This is a genomic window from Marinovum sp. (assembly GCF_034669705.1).
GTDB lineage: Bacteria > Pseudomonadota > Alphaproteobacteria > Rhodobacterales > Rhodobacteraceae > Marinovum.
In genome coordinates this window covers 11,801-33,190 of record NZ_JAXMOR010000033.1, presented here as the reverse complement: position 1 = coordinate 33,190, position 21,390 = coordinate 11,801, and the positions used below count along the sequence as shown (strand labels likewise).

Annotated in this window: 22 protein-coding genes; 18 read left to right on the top strand and 4 right to left on the bottom strand. The window is 66.4% G+C overall.

Going from position 1 to position 21,390, the window contains the following annotated elements; all coding sequences use genetic code 11:
• Positions 1–15: 15 nt before the first annotated feature.
• Positions 16–1,575 carry a bifunctional metallophosphatase/5'-nucleotidase gene (locus VOI27_RS18795; RefSeq protein WP_323767383.1) on the bottom strand — a complete coding sequence of 520 codons (1,560 nt, stop codon included), beginning with the start codon at positions 1,573–1,575 and terminating at the stop codon, positions 16–18.
• Positions 1,576–1,761: 186 nt separating this feature from the next.
• On the opposite strand from VOI27_RS18795, the gene VOI27_RS18790 reads away from it, so the two are divergent.
• A complete protein-coding gene (locus tag VOI27_RS18790) occupies positions 1,762–2,100 on the top strand; it encodes a DUF952 domain-containing protein (protein WP_323767381.1) in 339 nt (112 codons plus the stop codon).
• Positions 2,097–3,155, top strand: a complete 1,059-nt coding sequence (locus tag VOI27_RS18785) for a quinone-dependent dihydroorotate dehydrogenase (protein WP_323767379.1) — start codon at positions 2,097–2,099, stop codon at positions 3,153–3,155. Before VOI27_RS18790 ends, VOI27_RS18785 begins: the two co-directional genes overlap by 4 nt.
• Positions 3,156–3,363: 208 nt before the next feature.
• Here VOI27_RS18785 and VOI27_RS18780 read toward each other — a convergent pair whose 3' ends face one another.
• Positions 3,364–4,827, bottom strand: a complete 1,464-nt coding sequence (locus VOI27_RS18780) for a D-alanyl-D-alanine carboxypeptidase family protein (RefSeq protein WP_323767377.1) — start codon at positions 4,825–4,827, stop codon at positions 3,364–3,366.
• Between the two features lie 400 nt (positions 4,828–5,227).
• Here VOI27_RS18780 and clpS point away from each other — a divergent pair, with 400 nt between their 5' ends.
• From clpS to hemF, 4 genes are all read left to right on the top strand, one after another.
• Entirely contained in the window at positions 5,228–5,560 is a 333-nt protein-coding gene (gene clpS / locus VOI27_RS18775) for an ATP-dependent Clp protease adapter ClpS (protein WP_323767414.1), read from the top strand.
• A gap of 25 nt (positions 5,561–5,585) precedes the next feature.
• A complete protein-coding gene (locus tag VOI27_RS18770) occupies positions 5,586–6,560 on the top strand; it encodes a class I SAM-dependent methyltransferase (RefSeq protein ID WP_323767375.1) in 975 nt (324 codons plus the stop codon).
• A 38-nt stretch (positions 6,561–6,598) separates the two neighbouring features.
• On the top strand, positions 6,599–7,399 hold the full coding sequence (locus tag VOI27_RS18765; RefSeq protein ID WP_323767373.1) for an SDR family NAD(P)-dependent oxidoreductase: 801 nt from the start codon (positions 6,599–6,601) through the stop codon (positions 7,397–7,399).
• A 138-nt stretch (positions 7,400–7,537) separates the two neighbouring features.
• Positions 7,538–8,431: an oxygen-dependent coproporphyrinogen oxidase gene (hemF, locus tag VOI27_RS18760; protein WP_323767371.1), complete on the top strand. Its 894-nt coding sequence runs from the start codon at positions 7,538–7,540 to the stop codon at positions 8,429–8,431.
• Positions 8,432–8,520: 89 nt separating this feature from the next.
• On the opposite strand, the gene VOI27_RS18755 is transcribed toward hemF, so the two are convergent.
• Positions 8,521–9,069: a pseudouridine synthase gene (locus VOI27_RS18755; RefSeq protein ID WP_323767369.1), complete on the bottom strand. Its 549-nt coding sequence runs from the start codon at positions 9,067–9,069 to the stop codon at positions 8,521–8,523.
• A 7-nt stretch (positions 9,070–9,076) separates the two neighbouring features.
• Positions 9,077–9,526, bottom strand: coding sequence for a nucleoside deaminase (locus tag VOI27_RS18750; RefSeq protein ID WP_323767367.1), 450 nt, complete (start codon positions 9,524–9,526; stop codon positions 9,077–9,079).
• A 51-nt stretch (positions 9,527–9,577) separates the two neighbouring features.
• Between VOI27_RS18750 and VOI27_RS18745 the strand changes: the two genes are divergently transcribed.
• From VOI27_RS18745 to dtd, 12 genes are all read left to right on the top strand, one after another.
• Entirely contained in the window at positions 9,578–10,363 is a 786-nt protein-coding gene (locus VOI27_RS18745) for a pseudouridine synthase (RefSeq protein WP_323767365.1), read from the top strand.
• Positions 10,364–10,460: 97 nt separating this feature from the next.
• The gene (locus VOI27_RS18740; protein ID WP_323767363.1) at positions 10,461–11,279 is read left to right on the top strand and encodes a TerC family protein; all 819 of its coding nucleotides are present in this window, start codon (positions 10,461–10,463) and stop codon (positions 11,277–11,279) included.
• 52 nt (positions 11,280–11,331) lie between these two features.
• Positions 11,332–11,514 (top strand): hypothetical protein, encoded by a 183-nt coding sequence (locus VOI27_RS18735; protein ID WP_323767361.1) that lies wholly within the window; start codon positions 11,332–11,334, stop codon positions 11,512–11,514.
• Positions 11,514–12,395 carry a 5-bromo-4-chloroindolyl phosphate hydrolysis family protein gene (locus VOI27_RS18730; RefSeq protein ID WP_323767359.1) on the top strand — a complete coding sequence of 294 codons (882 nt, stop codon included), beginning with the start codon at positions 11,514–11,516 and terminating at the stop codon, positions 12,393–12,395. The genes VOI27_RS18735 and VOI27_RS18730 overlap by 1 nt, the downstream gene beginning before the upstream one ends.
• A gap of 34 nt (positions 12,396–12,429) precedes the next feature.
• Positions 12,430–13,629, top strand: coding sequence for a toxic anion resistance protein (locus tag VOI27_RS18725; protein ID WP_323767357.1), 1,200 nt, complete (start codon positions 12,430–12,432; stop codon positions 13,627–13,629).
• Positions 13,630–13,636: 7 nt separating this feature from the next.
• On the top strand, positions 13,637–14,599 hold the full coding sequence (locus VOI27_RS18720; RefSeq protein WP_323767355.1) for a DUF2927 domain-containing protein: 963 nt from the start codon (positions 13,637–13,639) through the stop codon (positions 14,597–14,599).
• A gap of 17 nt (positions 14,600–14,616) precedes the next feature.
• Positions 14,617–15,777, top strand: a complete 1,161-nt coding sequence (locus VOI27_RS18715; protein WP_323767353.1) for an SPFH domain-containing protein — start codon at positions 14,617–14,619, stop codon at positions 15,775–15,777.
• 517 nt (positions 15,778–16,294) lie between these two features.
• A complete protein-coding gene (locus VOI27_RS18710) occupies positions 16,295–16,744 on the top strand; it encodes a TadE/TadG family type IV pilus assembly protein (RefSeq protein WP_323767351.1) in 450 nt (149 codons plus the stop codon).
• Positions 16,745–16,753: 9 nt separating this feature from the next.
• Positions 16,754–18,472 carry a hypothetical protein gene (locus VOI27_RS18705; protein ID WP_323767349.1) on the top strand — a complete coding sequence of 573 codons (1,719 nt, stop codon included), beginning with the start codon at positions 16,754–16,756 and terminating at the stop codon, positions 18,470–18,472.
• A 115-nt stretch (positions 18,473–18,587) separates the two neighbouring features.
• Positions 18,588–19,706 carry a primosomal protein N' (replication factor Y) - superfamily II helicase gene (locus VOI27_RS18700; RefSeq protein ID WP_323767347.1) on the top strand — a complete coding sequence of 373 codons (1,119 nt, stop codon included), beginning with the start codon at positions 18,588–18,590 and terminating at the stop codon, positions 19,704–19,706.
• A 273-nt stretch (positions 19,707–19,979) separates the two neighbouring features.
• Entirely contained in the window at positions 19,980–20,891 is a 912-nt protein-coding gene (locus tag VOI27_RS18695) for a carbohydrate kinase (RefSeq protein WP_323767345.1), read from the top strand.
• Positions 20,888–21,331, top strand: a complete 444-nt coding sequence (gene dtd / locus VOI27_RS18690) for a D-aminoacyl-tRNA deacylase (protein ID WP_323767344.1) — start codon at positions 20,888–20,890, stop codon at positions 21,329–21,331. The genes VOI27_RS18695 and dtd overlap by 4 nt, the downstream gene beginning before the upstream one ends.
• The last annotated feature ends 59 nt before the right edge of the window (positions 21,332–21,390 follow it).

The window sequence follows — 21,390 nt, the reverse complement described above, 5'->3', positions numbered from 1 at the left end:
GCGCCGCGCCAAGGCTCATTTCGCGGTGATGCGGCCGTCTGTATAGGGCGCATAGGGGCCCTGCTCGGCCAGATACTCCGCGGTCACGTCGGCCAGGTCGGGGCCGTAGTCATAGGCGTTCTCGGCATCGACGAACATCGCATATCCATCACCGCCGTTGCGCACGTAGTTGTTCGAGACCAGACCGTAGGTCTTGTCCATCTCGAGCGGCTGACCGCCGACCATGACATCCGAGATCCGCTCGCCTGCCGGCGCCGCGGCGTCGAAGGCAAAGCTCATGCCGGCCACCTGCGGAAAGCGCCCGGCGCCCTCCTCGACCTGGCTGACACCGTTCTCCAGCGCCTCCATCACCGTCGCGCCGCTGACCTGGAAGGTCGAGAGCGTGTTCTGGAACGGCAGTACCGTCAGCACCTCGCCCATGGTCACCTCGCCGGCGTCGATCGAGGACCGGATGCCGCCGCTGTTGGCGATGGCGATGTCGATGCCCTGGTCGGCGACCCGGGCCAGCATCGCGTCGGCGATCAGGTTGCCCATCGAGCATTCCATCGCCCGGCAGACCGCGCGGTCGCCCTCGATCATCTCGGCCGCTTCGGCCACCACCTTGTTGCGGATCTCGTCGAGCGGCTTGGCCGCCTCGGCGATCCGCGCCGCCACCGCCTCATCGGCACCAATCGCCGCATCGACCAGGATCGGGTTGCCGGAGGCCTCGGTGACCGTGCCCGCGTCGTCGAAGGTGACGTTCAGTTCGCCCAGGTACTTGCCATAGGCATAGGCCTGCACGATCTGCACGCCATTGACCACCGTCGGATAGGGGCCGTCGGCATTGTCGTCGTCATTGGCGAGCAGCGTGTTGGAATGGCCGCCGACGATCACGTCGACACCGGTGGTGTTCTCGGCCACCTGCTGGTCGACCTTGTAGCCCGAGTGGCTGAGCACGATGATCTTGTTCACCCCCATCCCGGTCAGCGCATCGACCTCGTGCTGCACCGCATCAGACGGATCGGTAAAGGTGATGTTGGGACCGGGGCTGGCCAGCTCGTCGGTGTCCTGCGGGGTCAGGCCGATCAGGCCGATCTTCTCGCCGTTCTGCTCGATCACCGTGGATTTCTGCAGCACGTCGGCCAGGAGCGGCTCGCGGCTGACATCGGCGTTCGACATCAGGATCGGAAAATCGATCGCATCCATGAAGCCGCGCAGCACCTCGGGGCCGTCGTCGAACTCGTGGTTGCCCACGGTCATCGCGGTATAGCCCATCTGGTTCATCATCTCGGCGGCGAGCTTGCCCTTGTAATAGGTATAGAACAGCGAGCCCTGGAACTGGTCGCCGCCATCCACCAGCACCCAGTTGTTGCTGCGCGCCTTGGCCTCGTTGATCGCGGTCATCAGCCGGGCCGAGCTGCCGAAGCACTCGCCGGCGGCGTCGTCCTCGGCCGAACAGGGGCCGTCATACTTGCTGATCGGCTCGAACCGGGCGTGGAAGTCATTGGTATGCAGGATGGTCAGCGAATAATCTGCGCTGGCGACCCCGGCGCTCAGGGCGAGCGCTGCGGCGCTCGTCAAAAGGCGAACTGACATGACGTGGAACCTCTCCATTGGTTTTATGCGACGATGCTGCATCGGGACCGGGGGCTTGTCAAAGGCTACGCAAGGCCACCCTGCGGCACCGGCCGCGAACGGCACATCCATCGCGCCTGATTGCGACAGGCCGGTGACAGCGCGCGGCTCTTGACCAAAGGGCATGGGCGCGGGATATGCAGCCCCATGCTGATCTACAAAATCTTCCGGGCCGACGAATGGGCCGCCCTGGTGCGTGACGGGGAAACCGCCGGCGCACCGATCGACGTGGCCGATGGCTACGTGCATTTCTCCACCGCCGCGCAGGTCCGCGAGACCGCTGCCAAGCATTTCGCCGGCGAGACCGGCCTGCTGCTGCTGGCCTGCGACAGCGACGCACTGCAGGACGACCTCACCTGGGAGCCCTCCCGCGGCGGCGCGCTGTTTCCGCATCTCTATCGCAGGCTGCGCCACTCCGACGTGCTCTGGCACCGCGAGCTGCCACTCTCGGACGGCGGCCACGTCTTTCCGGAGGACCTGGCATGAGCCTGCTCGAGTCGCTCGGCCTCAGGGCGCTCCACCGGCTGGACCCTGAGGCCGCTCACGGGCTGGCGATCCGGGCGCTGCAGATGGGGCTGACACCGTCCCCCGGCGCGGTCACCACGCCGCGCCTGCGCACCCAAGTGGCCGGCCTCGAACTGCCCAACCCTCTGGGTCTGGCCGCCGGTTTCGACAAGAACGCCACCGCGCTCAAGGGTCTGTCGCGCGCCGGCTTCGGCTTTGTCGAGGTCGGCGCCGCCACCCCCCTGCCCCAGCCCGGCAATCCGAAACCGCGCCTCTTCCGCCTGACCGAGGACGGCGCGGCGATCAATCGCTTCGGCTTTAACAACGACGGCATGGACGCGATCGCCGCCCGTCTGGCGGAGCGGCCCGAAGGCGCGGTGATCGGCCTCAATCTCGGCGCCAACAAGACCTCGGAAGACCGCGCCGGCGATTTCGCCAAGGTGTTGGCCTGCTGCGGCCCGTACGTGGATTTTGCCACCGTTAACGTCAGCTCGCCCAACACCGAACGGCTGCGCGACCTGCAGGGTCGCGACGCGCTGATGGCGCTCTTGGCCGGGGTGATGGAGGTCCGCGCCGGCATGGCCCGGCCGATCCCGGCGTTCCTCAAGATCGCCCCCGATCTCGACGACGCCGCGCTGGCGGAGATCGCCGAGGTCGCCGGCGCCAGTGGCATCAGCGGCATCATCGCCACCAACACCACGCTCGACCGCAGCGGCCTGCGCTCGCCGCACCACGGCGAAGCGGGCGGCCTTTCGGGCGCGCCGCTCTTTGCCAGCTCGACCCGGGTGCTGGCGCGGCTCTCTGAGCTGACCGGTGGCGACCTGCCGCTGGTGGGTGTCGGCGGCGTCGCCACGGCCGAGCAGGCCTATGCCAAGATCCGCGCCGGCGCCAGCGCGGTGCAGCTCTATACCGCGCTGGTCTTTGGCGGGCTGTCACTGGTGCATGACATCGTCACCGGCCTCGACCGGCTGCTGGCGCGGGACGGGTTCGACACGGTGGCAGAAGCCGTCGGCACCGATCGCCAGACCTGGCTCTGACGCTGTGGAGAACGGTCGGGCAGTGTCCGGATTTTGAAAGTATCGAGGCTGCGTCCGGGGATAACCTGGCCTTTCGAGTCCGAATTCAGCAACGCGTTCCGCGCGCCTCGGACCCTCATTGCCACCACCCGCAAAAGCGAAAGCCCTGCGTGAGCAGGGCTTTTCAAGCTGTTGCGACAGCGGCAGTTTCCGGCTTGGTCACAGGCCCTCACGACGGCCCGATCATGAAGCAGGAAATGTTGCGCGCCTGAAGCCGGCGGCAGGCGAGGTCTGCGGTCTCTCGCGACAGACCCATGAAGTTGGCGTCGAAGCCCGAGGAGCGCCTGACCACCTTGCGCAGCGCGCCGTCCAGCGTCGACATCTCGGTCAGTGCGGTCTTCAGCAGCACCTTTTCCGCCGCGAAGTGAGAGCCGTAGCGGCCGATGTTGATGCCCCAGTGACGACCGCCAGAGGTCGAGACGCGGGTGATGATCTCCTGCACCTGCTCGCGAATGACCGGATCAGGCACCGGCGGGGCAGCGATCGCCCCGGCGCTGGCCAGCACGACCTCGGCCGGGCGCGGCTCCGGGCGCACCGCCGGGGTCTCGGCGATATCGGCCAGCGAGGCCTTGGCGATCTTGGCCGCGGTGGCCTCGGCCACGGCGTCGGCCACCCCTTCCTTGACCGCAGCGACGATGGTTGCCTCCGGCATCCGGATGGTGGCCCCGGGCCGGGCGCGCGGCCGCAGGCTTCGGGTCACGTCGAGCTTGACGGCGATGGTCTTGCCGGCCGCAGGACGCTCGCCGCCGACCGGCGCGAGCGAGGCGACGGCGGCGTCGCTGCCACCGGTCACCAAGCCTTGATTGCCACGGTACTGCGGCTTGCGCGGCAGGTTCAGTGCCACATGCGTCGGCGCGCGGTTGAAGCCGAGATCGAGCAGCTCGGCCACGCGGGCGTTGCGGGTGGTGGTCGAGCGGCCGCCGAACACGGTGGCGATCACCCGCTCGCGGCCACGCTCGGCCGAGGCGGTCAGGTTAAAGCCCGCCGCGCGGGTGTAGCCGGTCTTGATGCCGTCGGCACCCTTGTAGCTGGACAGCAGGCGGGAGTTGGTGTGACTCACGCTGCGCACGCCGGCATCGGCGGTCTTGCGGCTGAACAGATTGTAATACATCGGGAAGTCATAGATCACGTGACGCCCCAGGATGGTCATGTCACGCGCGGTGCTCAGATGACCCTCTTCGGTCAGACCATGCGCGTTCTTGAAGGTGGTGCGGGTCATGCCCATCGATTTCGCGGTGCGGTTCATCCGCAGCGCAAAGGCCGCCTCGGACCCCGAGATCGCCTCGCCGATCGCGGTGGCCGCGTCATTGGCCGATTTTACCGCCGCGGCGCGCACCAGATAGCGCAGCTTGATCTTCTGACCGGCGCGCAGGCCGAGTTTCGACGGCGGCTCGGAGGCTGCCTTGCGCGAGACCGTCACCATGGTGTCCATCGAGATCTCGCCGTTCTGCACGGCCTCAAACGTGACATATAAAGTCATCATTTTGGTCAGCGAGGCGGGATGGAGCCTGGTATTGGCATTCTCGGAATGCAGCACCTTGCCAGATCGCGCATCCATCACCATCGCGGCATAGGGCGCGGCCGCGACGCTGAGCGGGATGACCACGCACAGCCAGATCAGTGCGATACACATGACGCCCAGGCGGGCGGACTCGATGTTCCGGACCTTCACGATAAAACTGCCTTTTGCCTCTCGTGCCGCCAGTATTCTGGTCAGCTTATTATTAATTGGAGCTTATCATATGAAGTTCTTTGTTTAAACCCTTAATCAACCACAGGAATTCACCAAATCGCTTTAGAAATCAGCCACATGTTGGGGCGAAGCGCGGCGGCCTTACTAAACCGGCCATTGTGGCGGGAATGTGGCGAATCCATTTGCCGGCCCGGCCGCGCCTGACAGGTGGAATCGCCACGACGGAATCTCGACAAAGCGGCCCCGGCCCCTTTTCTAAGCCGCGCGGCGCGTTATATAGAGGAACCGACCTGCATCAGCTTGGACGCGACTGACGGACATGATCATATCTCCCTTCTCGATGGCACGCCCGCCCGTGTCTCCGGACAAGGATGACGACGCCGACAGCGGCATCGCGGTCCAGACCCGCCCCAAGACCAAGCGGCCACCGCTCTACAAGGTGTTGCTGCTCAACGACGACTATACGCCGATGGAATTCGTGGTGCATGTGCTCGAGCGGTTCTTCGGGCTCAACCACGCCCAGGCCTTCGAGATCATGCTGACGGTGCACAAGAAGGGAATCGCCGTGGTCGGCGTGTTCAGCCACGAGATTGCCGAGACCAAGGTGGCGCAGGTGATGGATTTCGCCCGACGGCACCAGCATCCGCTGCAATGCACCATGGAAAAGGAATAGCCGCGCCCTGTCGCGCGCCCCTGCCATGGCTGCCTCCCGTTTATCCCTAGCGCTGGCCGAGGCCACGATGCCCGAGGCGGGCCGTATCGCGGTCTTTGCGCCCGACGCCGAGACCGATCTCTCTGCCCTGCCCGCCGCGCGTGTGCAGGTGATCAGCCGCGAGGCGCAGGTGCACAACGCGCTGGCGCGGCTTGACTGCGTGACCCAAGCGCAGGGCCCCTATGCCGCCGCCGTGGTCATCGTGCCGCGCGCCAAGGCCGAGGCGCGGGCGCTGCTGGCCGAGGCAGTGCGCCACTGCCCAGGCGGCATGATCCTGGTCGATGGCCAGAAGACCGACGGCACCGACAGCCTGTTCAAGGCCTGCCGCGCCCGGACGCAGATTATCGGCCAGATGACCAAGGCGCATGGCCGCGCCTTCTGGTTCACCGCTGCACCGGTCTTTGACGACTGGCAGGCCGCGCCGGCCACGGCCGATGGGTTCCGCACCCTGCCCGGGGTGTTCTCGGCCGACGGGATCGATCCGGCGTCGGCGCTGCTGGCGCAGCACCTGCCGGCGAAACCGGGGCGGCACCTGGCCGATCTGGGGGCCGGCTGGGGGTATCTCTCGGCCCGGGCGCTGGAGAACACCGGCATCGAGGAGCTGCACCTGGTCGAGAGCGACGCCGCAGCGCTGGACTGCGCGCGCCACAACGTGACCGATCCGCGGGCGCGGTTCCACTGGGCCGACGTGCGGCGCTGGGAGCCGCCGGTGCTGTTCGACACGGTGATCACCAACCCGCCGTTTCACCAGGGCCGCAAGGGCGTGCCCGAGCTGGGCCAGAGCTTCATCGCCACCGCCCGGCGCATCCTGCGGCCCGGCGGCCGGCTGCTGCTGGTGGCCAACCGCCATTTGCCCTATGAAGCAACGCTCGCGGGCGCCTTCGGCAAGGTCGAGGAACTGGCCGGCGACGGAAAATTCAAGATACTGCAGGCGTCACGCCCCGCTCGCGGCCACCGCTGAGACGGATTAGGCTGGCGCAAGGGAATCAGGAGCGACACATGGGTTTCTCGATCGAAGGCAAGACCGCCATCGTGACCGGCGGCGCCAATGGCATCGGCCTCGCCATTGGCCGGCATTTCATCGACAAGGGCGCCAATGTGGTCTTTGCCGACATGGACGAGGCCAAGCTGATCGAGGAGATCGGCGACACCCCCGATGACGGCCCGGCACGCTATTTCGCCGGCGACCTGCGCGAGCGGCTGACACTGGCGAACCTGCTGTCGGCGACACTCGACGCCTTTGACCGGGTCGATATCCTGGTCAACGGTAGCCGGCAAATTCTGCCCTCGGATCCGCTCGACATCGACGATGATACCGTCGAGATGCTGATACAGCAGAACCTGCTGACCTCGCTGCGGCTGTCGCAGCTGGTGGCCAAGCGGATGATCAAGCAGGGCGAGGGCCAGGAGGAAGGCCAATTGGGCGCGATCGTCAACGTCTCGTCGATCGCGGCGCGACGGACGCATCCCGAACTCCTCGCTTATTCGGTCTCGACCGCGGCGCTCGACCAGATGACCCGGTCGCTGGCGGTGGCGCTGGCGCCGCATCGCATCCGGGTCAACGGCGTGGCCTTCGGGTCGGTGATGTCGGCCAGTCTCAAGGGCGCGCTCAAGGAAAATCGCGAGTTCCGCAGCGAGATCGAGGACAACACGCCGCTGGGCCGCATCGCCTCGCCGGGCGAGCTGGCCGAGGCGACGCAGTTTCTGGCCTCGGAGGGCGCGGGCTTTGTCACCGGCCAGATCATGACGGTGGATGGCGGCCGCACCCTGGTTGACCCGGTGACCGCGCCGGCGCATTGATCGCCGCCAGGTGGTTTTGGCCGGCGTCTGCCGGGGGCTGTCTGGTGCTTTGGCCAGCGGCCCCCACCCCCCGAGGATATTTGCCAACCGGGGACACACCAAAGCCGGGGATTTGTGGCACGAGCGATGGGAGTTCACATGACAGAAGAGTTTGCCGCCGAGAAGGCGCAGGCCGCGGATTGGTTCCGCGATCTGCGCGATGGCATTGTCGCGGCCTTTGAGGCGCTGGAAGAGAGCCATGCGCGCGGGCCCTTCGCCGATCTGCCGGCCGGGCGGTTCGAGGTGACCGAGACCACGCGCGCTTCTGACGACGGATCCGACGCCGGCGGCGGGCTGATGAGCGTGATGCGCGAGGGCCGGGTGTTCGAGAAGGTGGGGGTGAATGTCTCGACCGTCTACGGCGAGCTGGGCGCGGCGGCACAATCGGCGATGGCAGCACGCAAGGGGCTGCCGGGGATGACCGAGGACCCGCGGTTCTGGGCCTCGGGGATTTCGCTGGTGGCGCATATGCGCAACCCGCATGTGCCGGCGGTGCACATGAACACCCGGATGTTCTGGACGCCGCATGCCTGGTGGTTCGGCGGCGGCTCGGATTTGAACCCCTGCATCGAATACGATGCGGACACGGCGCATTTCCACGCCGTGCAGAAGGCGCATCTCGACCCGCATGGCGAAGCGGAATACCCGCGGCTGAAAGACTGGGCCGACGAGTATTTCTACATCCCGCACCGCAAGCGGGCGCGCGGCGTCGGCGGCATCTTCATGGACGACCGTTGCACCGGCGACTGGGCGGCGGATTTCGCCCTGACCCAGGATATCGGGCGGGCCTTCCTGCCGGCCTATCTGCCTCTGGTGGAGAAACGCCGCGAGATGGATTTCGGCGCGGCCGAGAAGGAGCAGCAGCTGATCCATCGCGGGCTCTATGCCGAGTACAACCTGGTCTACGACCGCGGGACCAAGTTCGGGCTGGCCACCGGGCATGATCCGGATGCGGTGCTGATGTCGCTGCCGCCGCTGGCAAAGTGGGTCTAGGCGGGGCGGTGGGTTGCAAACCCACCCTACGCGGGGCGGGAATGCTGCGGAGAACATCGCCGTAGGGTGGGTTTGCAACCCACCACGCCTCACCCGTCGCGCCATTCCCCCGGCCGCAGCCCGCCAAGGTGCCACGGCCCGATCTGCGCCCGGATCAGCCGCAGGGTGGGATGGCCGACATGGGCGGTCATCCGGCGCACCTGTCGGTTCCTGCCCTCGGTGATCACCAGCTCGAGCCAGCAGTCGGGCACCGATTTGCGGAACCGCACCGGCGGATCGCGGTCGAAGAGCGGGCGTGGCGCCGCGATCCGGCGCACCTTGGCAGGCCGCGTCCGGCCATCCTTGAGGGTCACCCCGGCGCGCAGGGCCGCGAGTGCCGCATCGTCGGGCAGACCCTCGACCTGCACCCAATAGGTCTTGGGTTGCTTGGCCTTGGGGTGGGCAATGCGGTGCTGCAGCTTGCCGCCGTCGGTCAGCAGCAAGAGCCCCTCGCTGTCGCGGTCGAGCCGGCCGGCGGGATAGACCTTGGGCACGTCGATGTAGCTCGAAAGCGTCGGGCGGGCGGAGCCCTCGGTGCCCTTGTCGGTGAATTGCGACAGCACGCCGAAGGGCTTGTGAAACAGGATCAGTCTGGTCATGGGCAGCTCACCGGCGCTCGGCGAAGAAGGATTTCAGCAGGGTTTCGGCCGCGGCCGCACCGATGCCGTCATAGACTTCGGGGCAATGATGCGCTTGCGGGTGCGAGAACACCCGCGCGCCATGTGCCACGCCGCCGGATTTCGGATCGGAGGCGCCGTAATAGACCCGCGCGATCCGTGCCGCGGCGATGGTGCCGGCGCAGATCGCGCAAGGCTCCAGCGTGACATAGAGATCATGGCCCACCAGCCGCTCGGACCCCAGCGCGGCGCAGGCGCTGCGGATCGCCAGCACCTCGGCATGGGCCGTGGGATCGCAGAGCGCGCGGGTGCGGTTGCCGGCGCGCGCCACCACCTCCCCCGAAGGCGAGACGACGACCGCGCCCACCGGCACCTCGCCGCGCAAGGCGGCGGCGCGGGCCTCTTCGAGGGCCAGATCCATGTGGGAACGGAAGGTCATGGCCCCTCTTGCCCGCTTGCGCGATCCCGCGCAACTGACTAAGGCTGCGGCATGGCTCAGAACACCCCCGAAGGCGACCGGATCGCCAAGGTCCTCGCCCGCGCCGGCGTCGCCTCGCGGCGCGAGGCGGAACGCATGATCGAAGCCGGCCGCGTGCGCGTCAATGGCGAGATCATCGCCCGTGCCGCGCTCAACGTCACCGACAAGGACAAGATCGAAGTCGACGGCAAGCCGCTGGACGCGCCCGAACCCGAGCGGCTCTGGCTCTATCACAAGCCCGCGGGCCTTGTGACCACGCACCGCGACGAACAGGGCCGGTCGACGATCTTTGACGAGCTGCCCGAAGACATGCCGCGGGTGATGTCGGTGGGCCGGCTCGACCTCAATTCCGAGGGGCTGCTGCTCTTGACCAACGACGGCGGCATCAAGCGCAAGCTCGAGCTGCCCTCGACCGGCTGGCTCAGGCGCTACCGGGTGCGGGTCAAGGGCCGGCCGAACGACGACCTGCTCGAGCCGCTGCGCAAGGGGACCCGGGTCGAGGGCACCGACTACCTGCCGATGATTGTCACCATCGACCGCCAGCAGGGCGCCAACGCCTGGCTCACCATCGGGCTGCGCGAGGGCAAGAACCGCGAAATCCGCCGCGCCATGGAGAGCATCGGGCTGAGCGTGAACCGGCTGATCCGGGTGTCCTACGGGCCGTTCCAACTGGGCCAGCTGAAACCCGGCGAAGTGGAAGAGGTGCGCTCCAAGATCGTCCGCGACCAGCTTGGTCTCGACGGCGCCCAGCCCGACCGCCCAAAACCGCAGCGGACCCGCAGAAAACGCATTCGCTGAGCGCGCGCGGACCTTTTTCCCCCTGCCTGTCGTTGTTCTTTGACGATCTTCTGCGCTATGCAGAAGCGACAGGATTTTTAAGGGGAATTTCAGGACCATGGCCGATCTTCTGACCATCGAGAACCTGGGCAATCTGCTGATGCTCTGCTTCCTGCAGGCGGTGCTCGGGTTCGACAACCTGCTCTACATTTCAATCGAAAGCCAGCGCGCCCCGGTGGCGCATCAAAAGGCGGTGCGCTACTGGGGGATCATCATCGCTGTGGTGCTCAGGGTGGTGCTGCTTTTCGTGATGGTCCGGCTGATCGACGGGCTGTCAGAGCCGTTCTTCGTGCTCAATTGGGAGGGCGTGCTGACCGGCGGGGTGAATTTCGCCACATTGGTCTTCATCCTCGGCGGGGTGTTCATCATCTATACCGCGGTCAAGGAGATCGGCCACATGCTCTCGATCGAGCATCTGACCACGGATGTGGAGGGCAAACCCGGCAAGAGCGCCGCGCAGGTGATCGGGCTAATCGTGACGATGAACCTGATCTTCTCGTTCGACAGCGTGCTCTCGGCCATTGCCATCACCGATGTCTTCCCGATTTTGGCCACGGCGATTGTGCTGTCGGGGCTGGCGATGCTGCTGCTGGCCGACGGGGTGACGCGGTTTCTGGAGAAAAACCGCATGTACGAGGTGCTCGGCCTCTTCATCCTGCTGATTGTCGGCGTGGTCCTGCTGGGCGAGGCCGGACAGGCGGCGGCACATGCGATGCATGACGAGACGCTGGCGCTCAGGGTCTTCGGCTACGAGGTGATCCCGATGTCCAAGACCACCTTCTACTTTGCGGTCGTGGTGCTCTTTGCGGTGGAAATCCTGCAATCGGGCTATACCCGCAAGCTGAATGCCGAACGCCGCACCACAGCACGGCACTAGCAGTCGCGCCAGTCATCGCCTATCTTGTGAACGTGGTTGAGGGGGTATTCGGATGATCCGGTTTGTCACGCTGCTGGTTCTGGCTGCGGTGATCGTTGCGGTGGGCGCCATGGCGGTGGCCGTCTGGTCGACGGGTGACCGCGGCGGTCGGCTGAACGGCGTTCAGAAGGTTGCCTATGCCTGCCTGTTCTTTCTGATGTCCGGCGTCGCCGTCGGCTGGCTGGGGGCAGAGTGATGGCACGCAAGTTCGGCGGAACCTACAGCCCCGACGCGCAGCCCGGGACGGCGCAGCAGGACGCGCGGCCGTTCAAGGCCACGGTCAGCCCCACCGGCGCACGCTCCAACCTGCTGTTCGTGCCCGGCGCGCTTTTGGCGTTCACCGCCTTCGGCTCCGGACCCGAAGCGCTGGCGCTGGGCCTTGCCGGCGCCGGGGTCTGGACGCTGGCGGCCTGGCTCACCCGCGAAGGGCTCAAGGCCGAGGCCGCGTACAATGCCCGCAAGGTGGCCCGCCGCCCGGCCCTGCCCCGCAAGCTTCTGGGCATGGCGCTGATCGGCGTCGGCACCACGCTGGCCGGGCTCAGCCATGACGTCGGCCTGACCGCCAGCGCGCTCTACGGGGTGATCGCCGCTGCACTGCACATCACCGCCTTCGGCCCCGATCCGTTGAAGAACAAGTCGCTCGAGGGCGTCGACGAATTCCAGCAGGACCGGGTGGCCCGGGTGATCGACGAGGCCGAGGCGCATCTGGCGGCGATGATGGGCGCGATCCGCCGGGCCCGGGATCCGCGGCTCGAGGCGCGGGTCGAACGGTTTCAGCAGACGGTCCGCGAGATGCTGCGCACGGTCGAGGAGGATCCGCGCGATCTGACCTCGGCGCGCAGGTATCTCGGCGTCTACCTGATGGGCGCGCGCGACGCGACGATCAAGTTCGCCGACATCTATGCCCGCGACCGCGACGTGGCGGCGAAATCAGAGTACCTGTCGCTGCTGTCCGATCTGGAAGAGAACTATGTCGCCAAGACGCGCAAGCTCTTGACCGACAGCAACGCCGATCTGGCGATCGAAATCGATGTGCTGCGCGACCGCTTGCAGCGCGAAGGGGTCAGGCTCGACTGAGCCCGAGACAGTCAAAACGGGGAAGGACACACCCATGTCGGACAATGTGAGAGAGAAGGCCAAACAGGATTTGGCCCTGGTTGAAGAGGTGAGCGCCGTGGTCCTGCCCGAGCCGAAAAACGCACAGGAGATCGTCTCGCTGGAACAGGCCGACCCGGTGGTGAGCAGCGAGATCCGCCAGCGAATGGACGAGATCGACATGGCCGACACCAATTCGATCGTTTCCTTCGGCTCGGCCGCGCAGGCCGAACTGCAGGAAATCAGCCAGGCCATGCTGGCCGACGTGCGCAACAAGGATGTGGGCCCGGCCGGCGACTCGCTGCGCTCGATCGTCTCGACCATCCGCGGCTTCTCGGTCTCGGAGCTCGACGTGCGCCGCGAACGCTCGTGGTGGGAAAAGCTGCTGGGCCGCGCCACGCCCTTTGCCAAGTTCACCGCGCGGTTCGAAGAGGTTCAGGGCCAGATCGACCGGGTGACCGACAACCTGCTCGAGCATGAGCACAAGCTCCTGAAGGACATCAAGTCGCTCGACATGCTCTACGAGAAGACGCTGAACTTCTACGACGAACTGGCGCTCTATATCGCCGCCGGCGCAGAGAAGCTGAGACAGCTCGACGCCGAGGCCATTCCGGCCAAGGAGGCCGAGGTCAAGGCGGCATCCGAGGACCAACAGGTCATGCAGGCCCAGGAGCTGCGCGATCTGCGCGCCGCGCGCGACGATCTCGAGCGCCGGGTGCATGACCTCAAGCTGACCCGCCAAGTGACCATGCAGTCCCTGCCCTCGATCCGGCTGGTGCAGGAAAACGACAAGTCGCTGGTGACCAAGATCAACTCGACGCTGGTCAACACCGTGCCGCTTTGGGAAACCCAGCTGGCGCAGGCGGTCACCATCCAGCGCTCGGCCGAGGCCGCCGGCGCGGTGCGCGAGGCCAACGACCTGACCAACGAACTTCTGACCGCCAACGCCAAGAACCTGCGCGACAGCAACAAGATGATCCGTCAGGAGATGGAGCGCGGCGTGTTCGACATCGAGGCGGTGAAACAGGCCAATGCCGATCTGATCGGCACCATTCAGGAAAGCCTGCAGATCGCCGACGAAGGCAAGGCCCGCCGGGCGGCGGCCGAAGAGGAGCTGAAACGGATGGAGCAGGAGTTGCGCGACACGCTGGCCTCGGCCAAGGCGAAAAAGACCGGGCTGGGCGACAACGCCGGCACCGCCGTTCCGGCGGCCTGAGCGCATGATGGGCGGGCGCGCGTTCCTCCTTGCACTGACCTCTGGCGCCCTGGCGCTGGCGGCCTGCACCATGCCGGTCGATCCGGTGCCCGTGCCCCCCGACCGCCCGGCCACACCGGTCTCGCCCAAGCCGCCCGAGGCCGTGCGCCCCGCTGCGCCTTCGGAAGACAGCCGCAAGCTCGCGGCGTACTACACCCGGGTCGAGGCCGAGCTGGTGGCGCAGGGGCTGCTGCGCACCGACGGCGGCGGGCCGGACACCGAGTTCAGCCGCCGCATGCTGGTCAACAACTTCGAGCGGATCGCGTTCTTCGACGAATACGTCCGCGGCGCCGGGCTGCAGTCGGGCCGCGGCGGTGCCAGCCGGCTCAAGCGCTGGGGCCAGCCGATCCGCATGTCGGTGGAATTCGGCAGCACCGTGCCAGAGGCGCAGCAGGCGATCGATCGCGCCGAAGTGGCGCGCTATGCCGCGCGGCTGTCGCGGGTGACCGGCCATCCGATCAGCATGACCGACAAGGACCCCAACTACTACGTGCTCTACATGTCCGAGGATGACGGCGCCGAGTTGCCCGCCCGGATCAAGCAGATCGTGCCCAATATCAACGCCAATGCGCTCGACATCTTCCGTGGCCTGCCGCGCTCGATCCATTGTCTGGTGATCGCCTTTTCCTCGGAGCCGGGCGGTCATGAATACGCCAAGTCGATCGCCCTGATCCGCACCGAGCACCCCTCGCTGCTGCGCAAGAGCTGCGTGCACGAGGAACTGGCGCAGGGCCTTGGCCTGGCCAATGACAGCCCCCGCGCCCGGCCCTCGATCTTCAACGACGACGACGAATTTGCCCTGCTCACCAGCCATGACGAGCTTCTGCTCAAGATGCTCTATGACCGCCGCCTGCGCGCCGGCATGTCCTGGGACGAGGCGAAGCCGATCGTCGAGACCATCGCCGACGAAATGCTGGGCGGACCCAGCTGAACCAAGGGAGCCCCCCGATGGGAATTTTCGATTTTCTCAGTGGCCAGTTCATCGACGTCATCCACTGGACCGATGACAGCCGCGATACCATGGTCTGGCGCTTCGAGCGGCATGGCCACGAGATCAAGTATGGCGCCAAGCTGACGGTGCGCGAAGGCCAGGCGGCGGTCTTTGTCCACGAGGGCCAGTTGGCGGATGTCTTCACCCCCGGTCTCTACATGCTCGAGACCAACAACATGCCGATCATGACGACGCTGCAGCACTGGGACCACGGCTTCAAGAGCCCGTTCAAGTCCGAGATCTACTTCGTCAACACCACCCGTTTCACCGATCTGAAATGGGGCACCAAGAACCCGATCATGCTGCGCGATCCGGAATTCGGCCCGACCCGCATCCGCGCCTTCGGCACCTATAGCGTGCGCGTCAAGGAGCCCGCCCTCTTCATGACCGAGATCGTCGGCACCGATGGCGAGTTCACCATGGACGAGATTTCCTACCAGATCCGCAACATCATCGTTCAGGAGTTCTCCCGCGTCATTGCCGGCTCGGGCATCCCGGTGCTCGACATGGCGGCCAACACCGCCGACCTCGGCCGGATGATCGCCGCCGAGATCAGCCAGATCGTCGCCGGCTACGGGCTCGAGATCCCCGAGTTCTATATCGAGAACATCTCGCTGCCGCCGGCGGTCGAAGAAGCACTCGACAAGCGCACCTCGATGGGGCTGGCCGGAGATCTCGGCAAGTTCACCCAGTATTCCGCCGCCGAGGCGATGACCCGCGCCGCCAGCAATCCCAACGGCGGCGGCGGCATGGGCGCCGGGCTCGGCATGGGGATGGGCATGGCGATGGCGAACCAGATGGCGCACCAGATGTCGGGTCAGACGTCAGGCCAGACGACGGGCCAGACGTCGGGCAATCCCGGCCCCTGGGGTCAGCAGCCGCAATCGCACGCCGCCCCGCCGCCGCCGCCGGTCGAACATGTCTGGCACATCGCCGAGGCCGGCGAGACCCGCGGCCCGTTCTCCAAGGCGCGACTGGGCCGCATGGCGCAGGACGGCGAGCTCACCCGCGAGACCTATGTCTGGACCGCCGGCCAGGACGGCTGGAAACGCGCCGAGGACGTGCAGGAACTGGCGCAGCTTTTCACCATTCTGCCGCCGCCCCCGCCCGGGCACTGACGGCCGAGGCCAGGACGCCGGGCGCAAGGCTCGGCGTCTCTGGCCCGCTGTCGCAAAAGCATATCAATCCCCTGTCTGGCCGCCCTCGGCGGCAAGTGGCGACCTGATCCAGCGTCGCCATTGGGCGGCGTCGCGCGGCTTGCCGTGTCATGGAGAAATGCTGCGACTGCGAATCGCGTCTGGCGTGCAATCGTCAGTATTGCGACCGGAATTGGGAAACATGCCTCAGCTCTAATACTTTGGTCGCAAACCCGCCAATAGGATCGGGAAGTCAAGCACCCACAACCGCTTTGGTTGTGCTCCACCTCAACAATTAATTTTAACATGTAAATTGACTGAACGTTAACCGCAACTGACTGAAATCTATTAACGAATTCTTAACACCTCTGCGTGTCGACCGAATTCCGCCATCCTCATCCCGCAAAGCCGCCACAGTCCGCCTGATTTCCGCCGCATTTGCCAAGGCAAAACATCCTTAAGGCGAGCGCATTACTCGCCAATGACGGAAAGGAAGACCATGTCCAACACCTGTGTGAAATTTCATCTCGGCCGCTTTGCCAGAAACAACAATGGCAGCGTGACAGTCGAGTTCTCGATCATTCTCACGGCGATCATGTTGGTAATCATTATGTTTGTTTCACTGTCCATCCATATCGCCACCACCAGCGAGGTTCAGCAGGCCGCGCATGACCTGACCAGACAGGCCCTGAGGTATATCGATTCAGGTCTCGGGCAGGAGGCGGTCTGCGCCGCACTGCAGGCCCAGACGCTCGAAACCGTGGTCGCGCAGTTCACCTTTGTCGATCTTTCGGGGGTGCATTCGCTGGCCTGTTCGCTTGACGAGACCGGCACCATCGGCAGCGTCACCGTCTCCTACTCTGTCGACCAGAGCTTTCTCGAACGCGCCGCGGGGCTGTTCGGCCTCGACATGGACCGGATCGAGCGTTCGGCGCAGATCGTGCTCTGAGACCCCGACATGCCTCCTCGCTTCCCGCTCCCCCGCCCCGACCTCCGAAACTTCACCCGCCGCCAGAACGGCTCCCTCAGCGTGGTGATCGCCATTCTGCTGCCAGCGATGATCATGGTCGCCGGCATCGCCATCGACATCTCCGACCTGAATGCCCAGCGCAAGCTGGTGCAGGGACAGGCCGATCTCGCGGCGCTCTCGGCGGTGCGCAACCTCTCCAGCGCCTCTGGCGCGCGCACCGCCGCCGCAGACACCCTGCTGCGCACCGACGCCTACGAGATGCACCCCCCCGCCCCCGGACACATCCAGTTCGGCCGGCTGGAGAATGGAACGTTTGTCGCCAACGCCGACCAGTCGCATCTTGGCGGGGTGACCGCGGTCAGGGTGGTGGGCGCCTCTCCGGCCCGCTTCCCCATCCTCGGCCGCTTTTTCCTGCGCGAGGATGCGCCTCTGGTCACCCGCTCGGCGGTGGCGGTGGTCGATCCGCGGGTCAGTTTTGCTCTCTCGAACTGCCTGCTGTCGCTGCACCTTCTGAACGGGATGCTGGAGCAGTTGGTGGGCACCGAGGCCGACCTCTTGTGTTCCGGCCACGGTCTCCGGATCGACGCGATCTCGCTGTTCCGGCAGCTTGCGCTGCGCGGCGCGCTGCTGTCGCCCGACACCACCTTCGGCGACGTTCTGGACGCCGAACTGCCGCTGTTCGACATCCTTGAGGCGGCCTACGCGCAGGCGGGGCTGCCGACCCGACTGGCCACCCCGGTCTTTGCCTTCGAGCCGCTGCAGCTTGGCTCCTTGCTGAGCGTCGGCGAGGGCATCCGCGAACTTCAGGTCACCAACACCTTGCTGCCACCGCTCGAGCTGAACCTCGCTGACCTCGTCTTCGGCTCGCTCGAGGTGCTCGGCGCGCGGATCGTCGAGCTTGAGACCGAGCTGTCGCTGGGCACCTTCGCCGGCGCAGGCATCGAGGTCACGGTCTCCGAGCCGCGGGTGATCGTGCTCGGCGCCCGTCCCGGCAGTGATATGGCGCAGGCCGAAAGCGCCCAGATCCGCGTGGCGGTGAACGACCTGAAACTGTCGCCGCTGCTGCGCCTGAGCCTCGGGATCAACGTCGCCCACAGCACCGCCACGCTCGCGGGCGACGGCCGGCACTGCTCTCGCGAGGCGACTGACACCGCCGCTGTCTTCGACCCTGTCACCGCCGAGCTGCTGAACGTCGATCTTTCGCTCGAGCTTCTGGGCCTGCCGCTGGACCAGCGGCTGGCGCCGGTGAAATCGCTCAAGCTGATGGACAGCAGCACCACCGCACTGGAGTTCACCCATGACGAGGTGGCGCGCGGCGTGGTCAAGGAGATCCGCGCCGACGACTACCAGATTGACATCCACGGGCTGTCTCGGGTCACCGACGCGCTGTCGGACCTTGTCGGCGCCTTTGGCCAGGATATCGAAGATCAGCGCGCGCCGCAGGCCTGCCGGGGTCTGGGCTGTACGGTGGGCTCGACCGGGCTGGGGCACGGCGCCGGTCAGACCTCCGGTCAAGGTGCCGGACTGTTTGGCGTGTTGGGCACCGTGACGTCTGCCCTGTCGCTGACACAGGCCAATGTCGTCACCCCGCGGACGACCGAGGGCGGGCTGGTGCAGACCCTGCTCGAGGATGTGCTGGGATTTGCCTTCGTCGAGACCCAGCTCGAGGTTCTTGACGTGACCTGCAGCCACAAGCTCGCGATGTAGCGCTCAGGGCTGATCAGGGCCGCACGGCGCCGGCCGGGGTGCAAGGACATTGCAGCCCCGGCCCCACCTGTGGCAGGTTCCGCCTGACCCCTTGCCCCCTGTGACCGAGCCCCGCATGACCGACACGCTGTCCCCGCCGCCTGCCCCAGAGGCCGAGCACCGCTTTCCCTGCGATGAATGCGGCGCCGACATGCGGTTCGATCCGGCCTCCGGCGAGCTGAAATGCGACCACTGCGGCAATACCGCCGAGATCGCCACCAGCCCCTGGGGCGGCAGCGCCCTGCGCGAGCTGGATTTCGAGGCGGCCCTGGCGCAGCGCCTGCCGCAGGAAGAGATCGAGGAGACCCGGGTCTCGAAATGCCCCAACTGCGGCGCACAGGTCGAGTTCGACGCCGAGGTGCATTCCCGCGAGTGCCCGTTCTGCGCCACGCCGGTGGTGATCGACACCGGCACACACCGCCATATCAAGCCGCGCGGCCTGCTGCCCTTCGCGCTCGAGGAACGCCAGGCTCACAAGGCGATGACCGACTGGCAGAGCAAGCTCTGGTTCGCGCCCAACGGGCTGCAGGACTATGCCCGCAAGGGCCGCAAGATGGACGGCATCTATGTGCCGTACTGGACCTTCGACGCCGACACCAAGTCACGCTACAGCGGCCAGCGCGGCACGGTCTATTATGAGAGCCGCACCGTCACCCGCAACGGCAAGCGGGTCACCCAGCGGGTGCAGAAGGTGCGCTGGCGCTCGGTCTCTGGCCGGGTGGCGCGGTTCTTCGACGATGTGCTGGTGCTGGCCTCGCGGTCGCTGCCGAAACGCTACACCGACGGTCTCGAGCCCTGGGACCTTGCCGCGCTCGAACCCTATCGCCCGGAGTTTCTCGCAGGGTTCCGCGCCGAGGGGTATTCGGTCGAGCTGACCGAGGGCTTTGCCGAGGCGCGCGCGCAGATGGACCGGATGATCCAGCGCGACGTCAAGTTCGACATCGGCGGCGACCGCCAGAGGATCACCGCCATCGACACCACGGTCGATGATGTCACCTTCAAGCACATCCTGCTGCCGGTCTGGCTGGCGGCCTACAAGTATCGCGGCAAGAGCTACCGTTTCGTGGTCAACGGCCGCACCGGGCGGGTGCAGGGCGAACGGCCCTGGTCGGCGATCAAGATCGCCATCGCGGTGATCCTCGGGCTGATCGTGGCAGGAGGGCTGGGCTATCTCTGGGCCACCACGCAGCAATAGGCTGACGCGCCTCCCCTTGGCACGCCAGCCAGTACCGGAAGTCCGTCCCCACCCGGCCAATGCAAGCTCCCCTGGCCGGGCGGATGTCACGAGGGTGTCAATACGCTCCCTGACCCGACGCGACGTGCGGCCCTTCCGGTGCGGGGCAGTATGGCATATCCGGCCGCAAAAATCCGCACCTGCCTTGGGGCGAAACCTGCGCTATACTTGCGCAAACCGCCCGATTACGCCACAGTTAGCGCCAACATCTATCCCTAGATACAGGAAGAGCCCATGATCCTCTGCTGCGGAGAATCGCTGATCGACATGCTGCCGCGCACATCCACGCTGGATGAGCCGGCCTTTGCCCCGCATACCGGCGGCGCAGTCTACAACACGGCGATCGCGCTGGGCCGCCTCGACGCGCCGGCCGGCTATTTCGGCGGGCTCAGCTCTGACATGTTCGGCCAGCTGCTCGAGGCCGACCTGATCGCCTCCAAGGTCGACACCACGCTGGCGCCACGCAGCGACCGGCCGACCACCCTGGCCTTCGTGACGCTGAAGGACGGCCATGCCACCTATGCCTTCTATGACGAGAACACCGCCGGGCGGATGCTCTCCGAGGCCGATCTGCCCGAGGTGCCCGAGACGGTGACGGCGCTGTTTTTCGGCGGCATCAGTCTGCCGGTGGAACCCTGCGGCGACACCTATGCGGCGCTGGCCACCCGCGAGGCCAAGACCCGCCTGATCATGATCGATCCCAACATCCGCCCCGGCTTCATCCGCAACGAGGCCCGCTATCGCGCCCGGCTCGACCGGATGCTGGCAGTGGCCGACGTGGTCAAGGTCTCCGACGAGGACCTTGAGTGGCTGACCGGCGGCACCGATCCCAAGGCGCTGACCGACAAGGGCGTGGGCCTCGTGCTGATGACCCGCGGCGGCGAAGGCGTTCTGGCGCAGACCGCGGACGGCAGCCTTGACCTGCCCACCACCAAGGTCGAGGTGGTCGATACCGTCGGCGCCGGCGACACCTTCAACGCCGGCATGCTGGCGGGTCTGCATCAGCAGGGGCTGGCCACCAAAGCGGCCTTCAAGGCGGCCTCTCTCGAGGACCTGAAACCGGCGATCTCGCTTGGCATGCGCGCCGCCGCCGTCACCGTCAGCCGTGCCGGTGCCAACCCGCCCTGGGCACACGAACTGGCGTGAGGGCGCTGCTGCAACGGGTCACCGAGGCCAGCGTCGCGGTCAATGGCGAGACAATCGGCGACTGCGGTCGTGGCCTGATGATCCTGGTCTGCGCCATGCAGGGCGACCGCGAAGAGGAGGCCCGCAAACTCGCCGCCAAGGTGGCCCGGCTGCGGATCTTTCCCGATGCGGCCGGCAAGATGAACTGCTCGGTCACCGATGTGGCCGGCAGCGCGTTGGTCGTCAGCCAGTTCACCCTCGCCGCCGACACCCGCCGCGGCAACCGCCCCGGCTTTTCCGCTGCCGCCGCGCCAGAGATCGGCGAGGCGCTCTACGCGGCCTTTGTCGCGGCGCTGCGGGCCGAGGGGATTTGCACGGCGTGCGGGAGGTTCGGTGCCGACATGCAGGTGAGCCTCACCAATGACGGCCCGGTCACCATCTGGCTCGACACCGCAGCCTGAGCCTCCGGCGTCACTTTGCCGGAGGCCCGGAAGCGGTACGTGCGGGTGACCACCAGGCT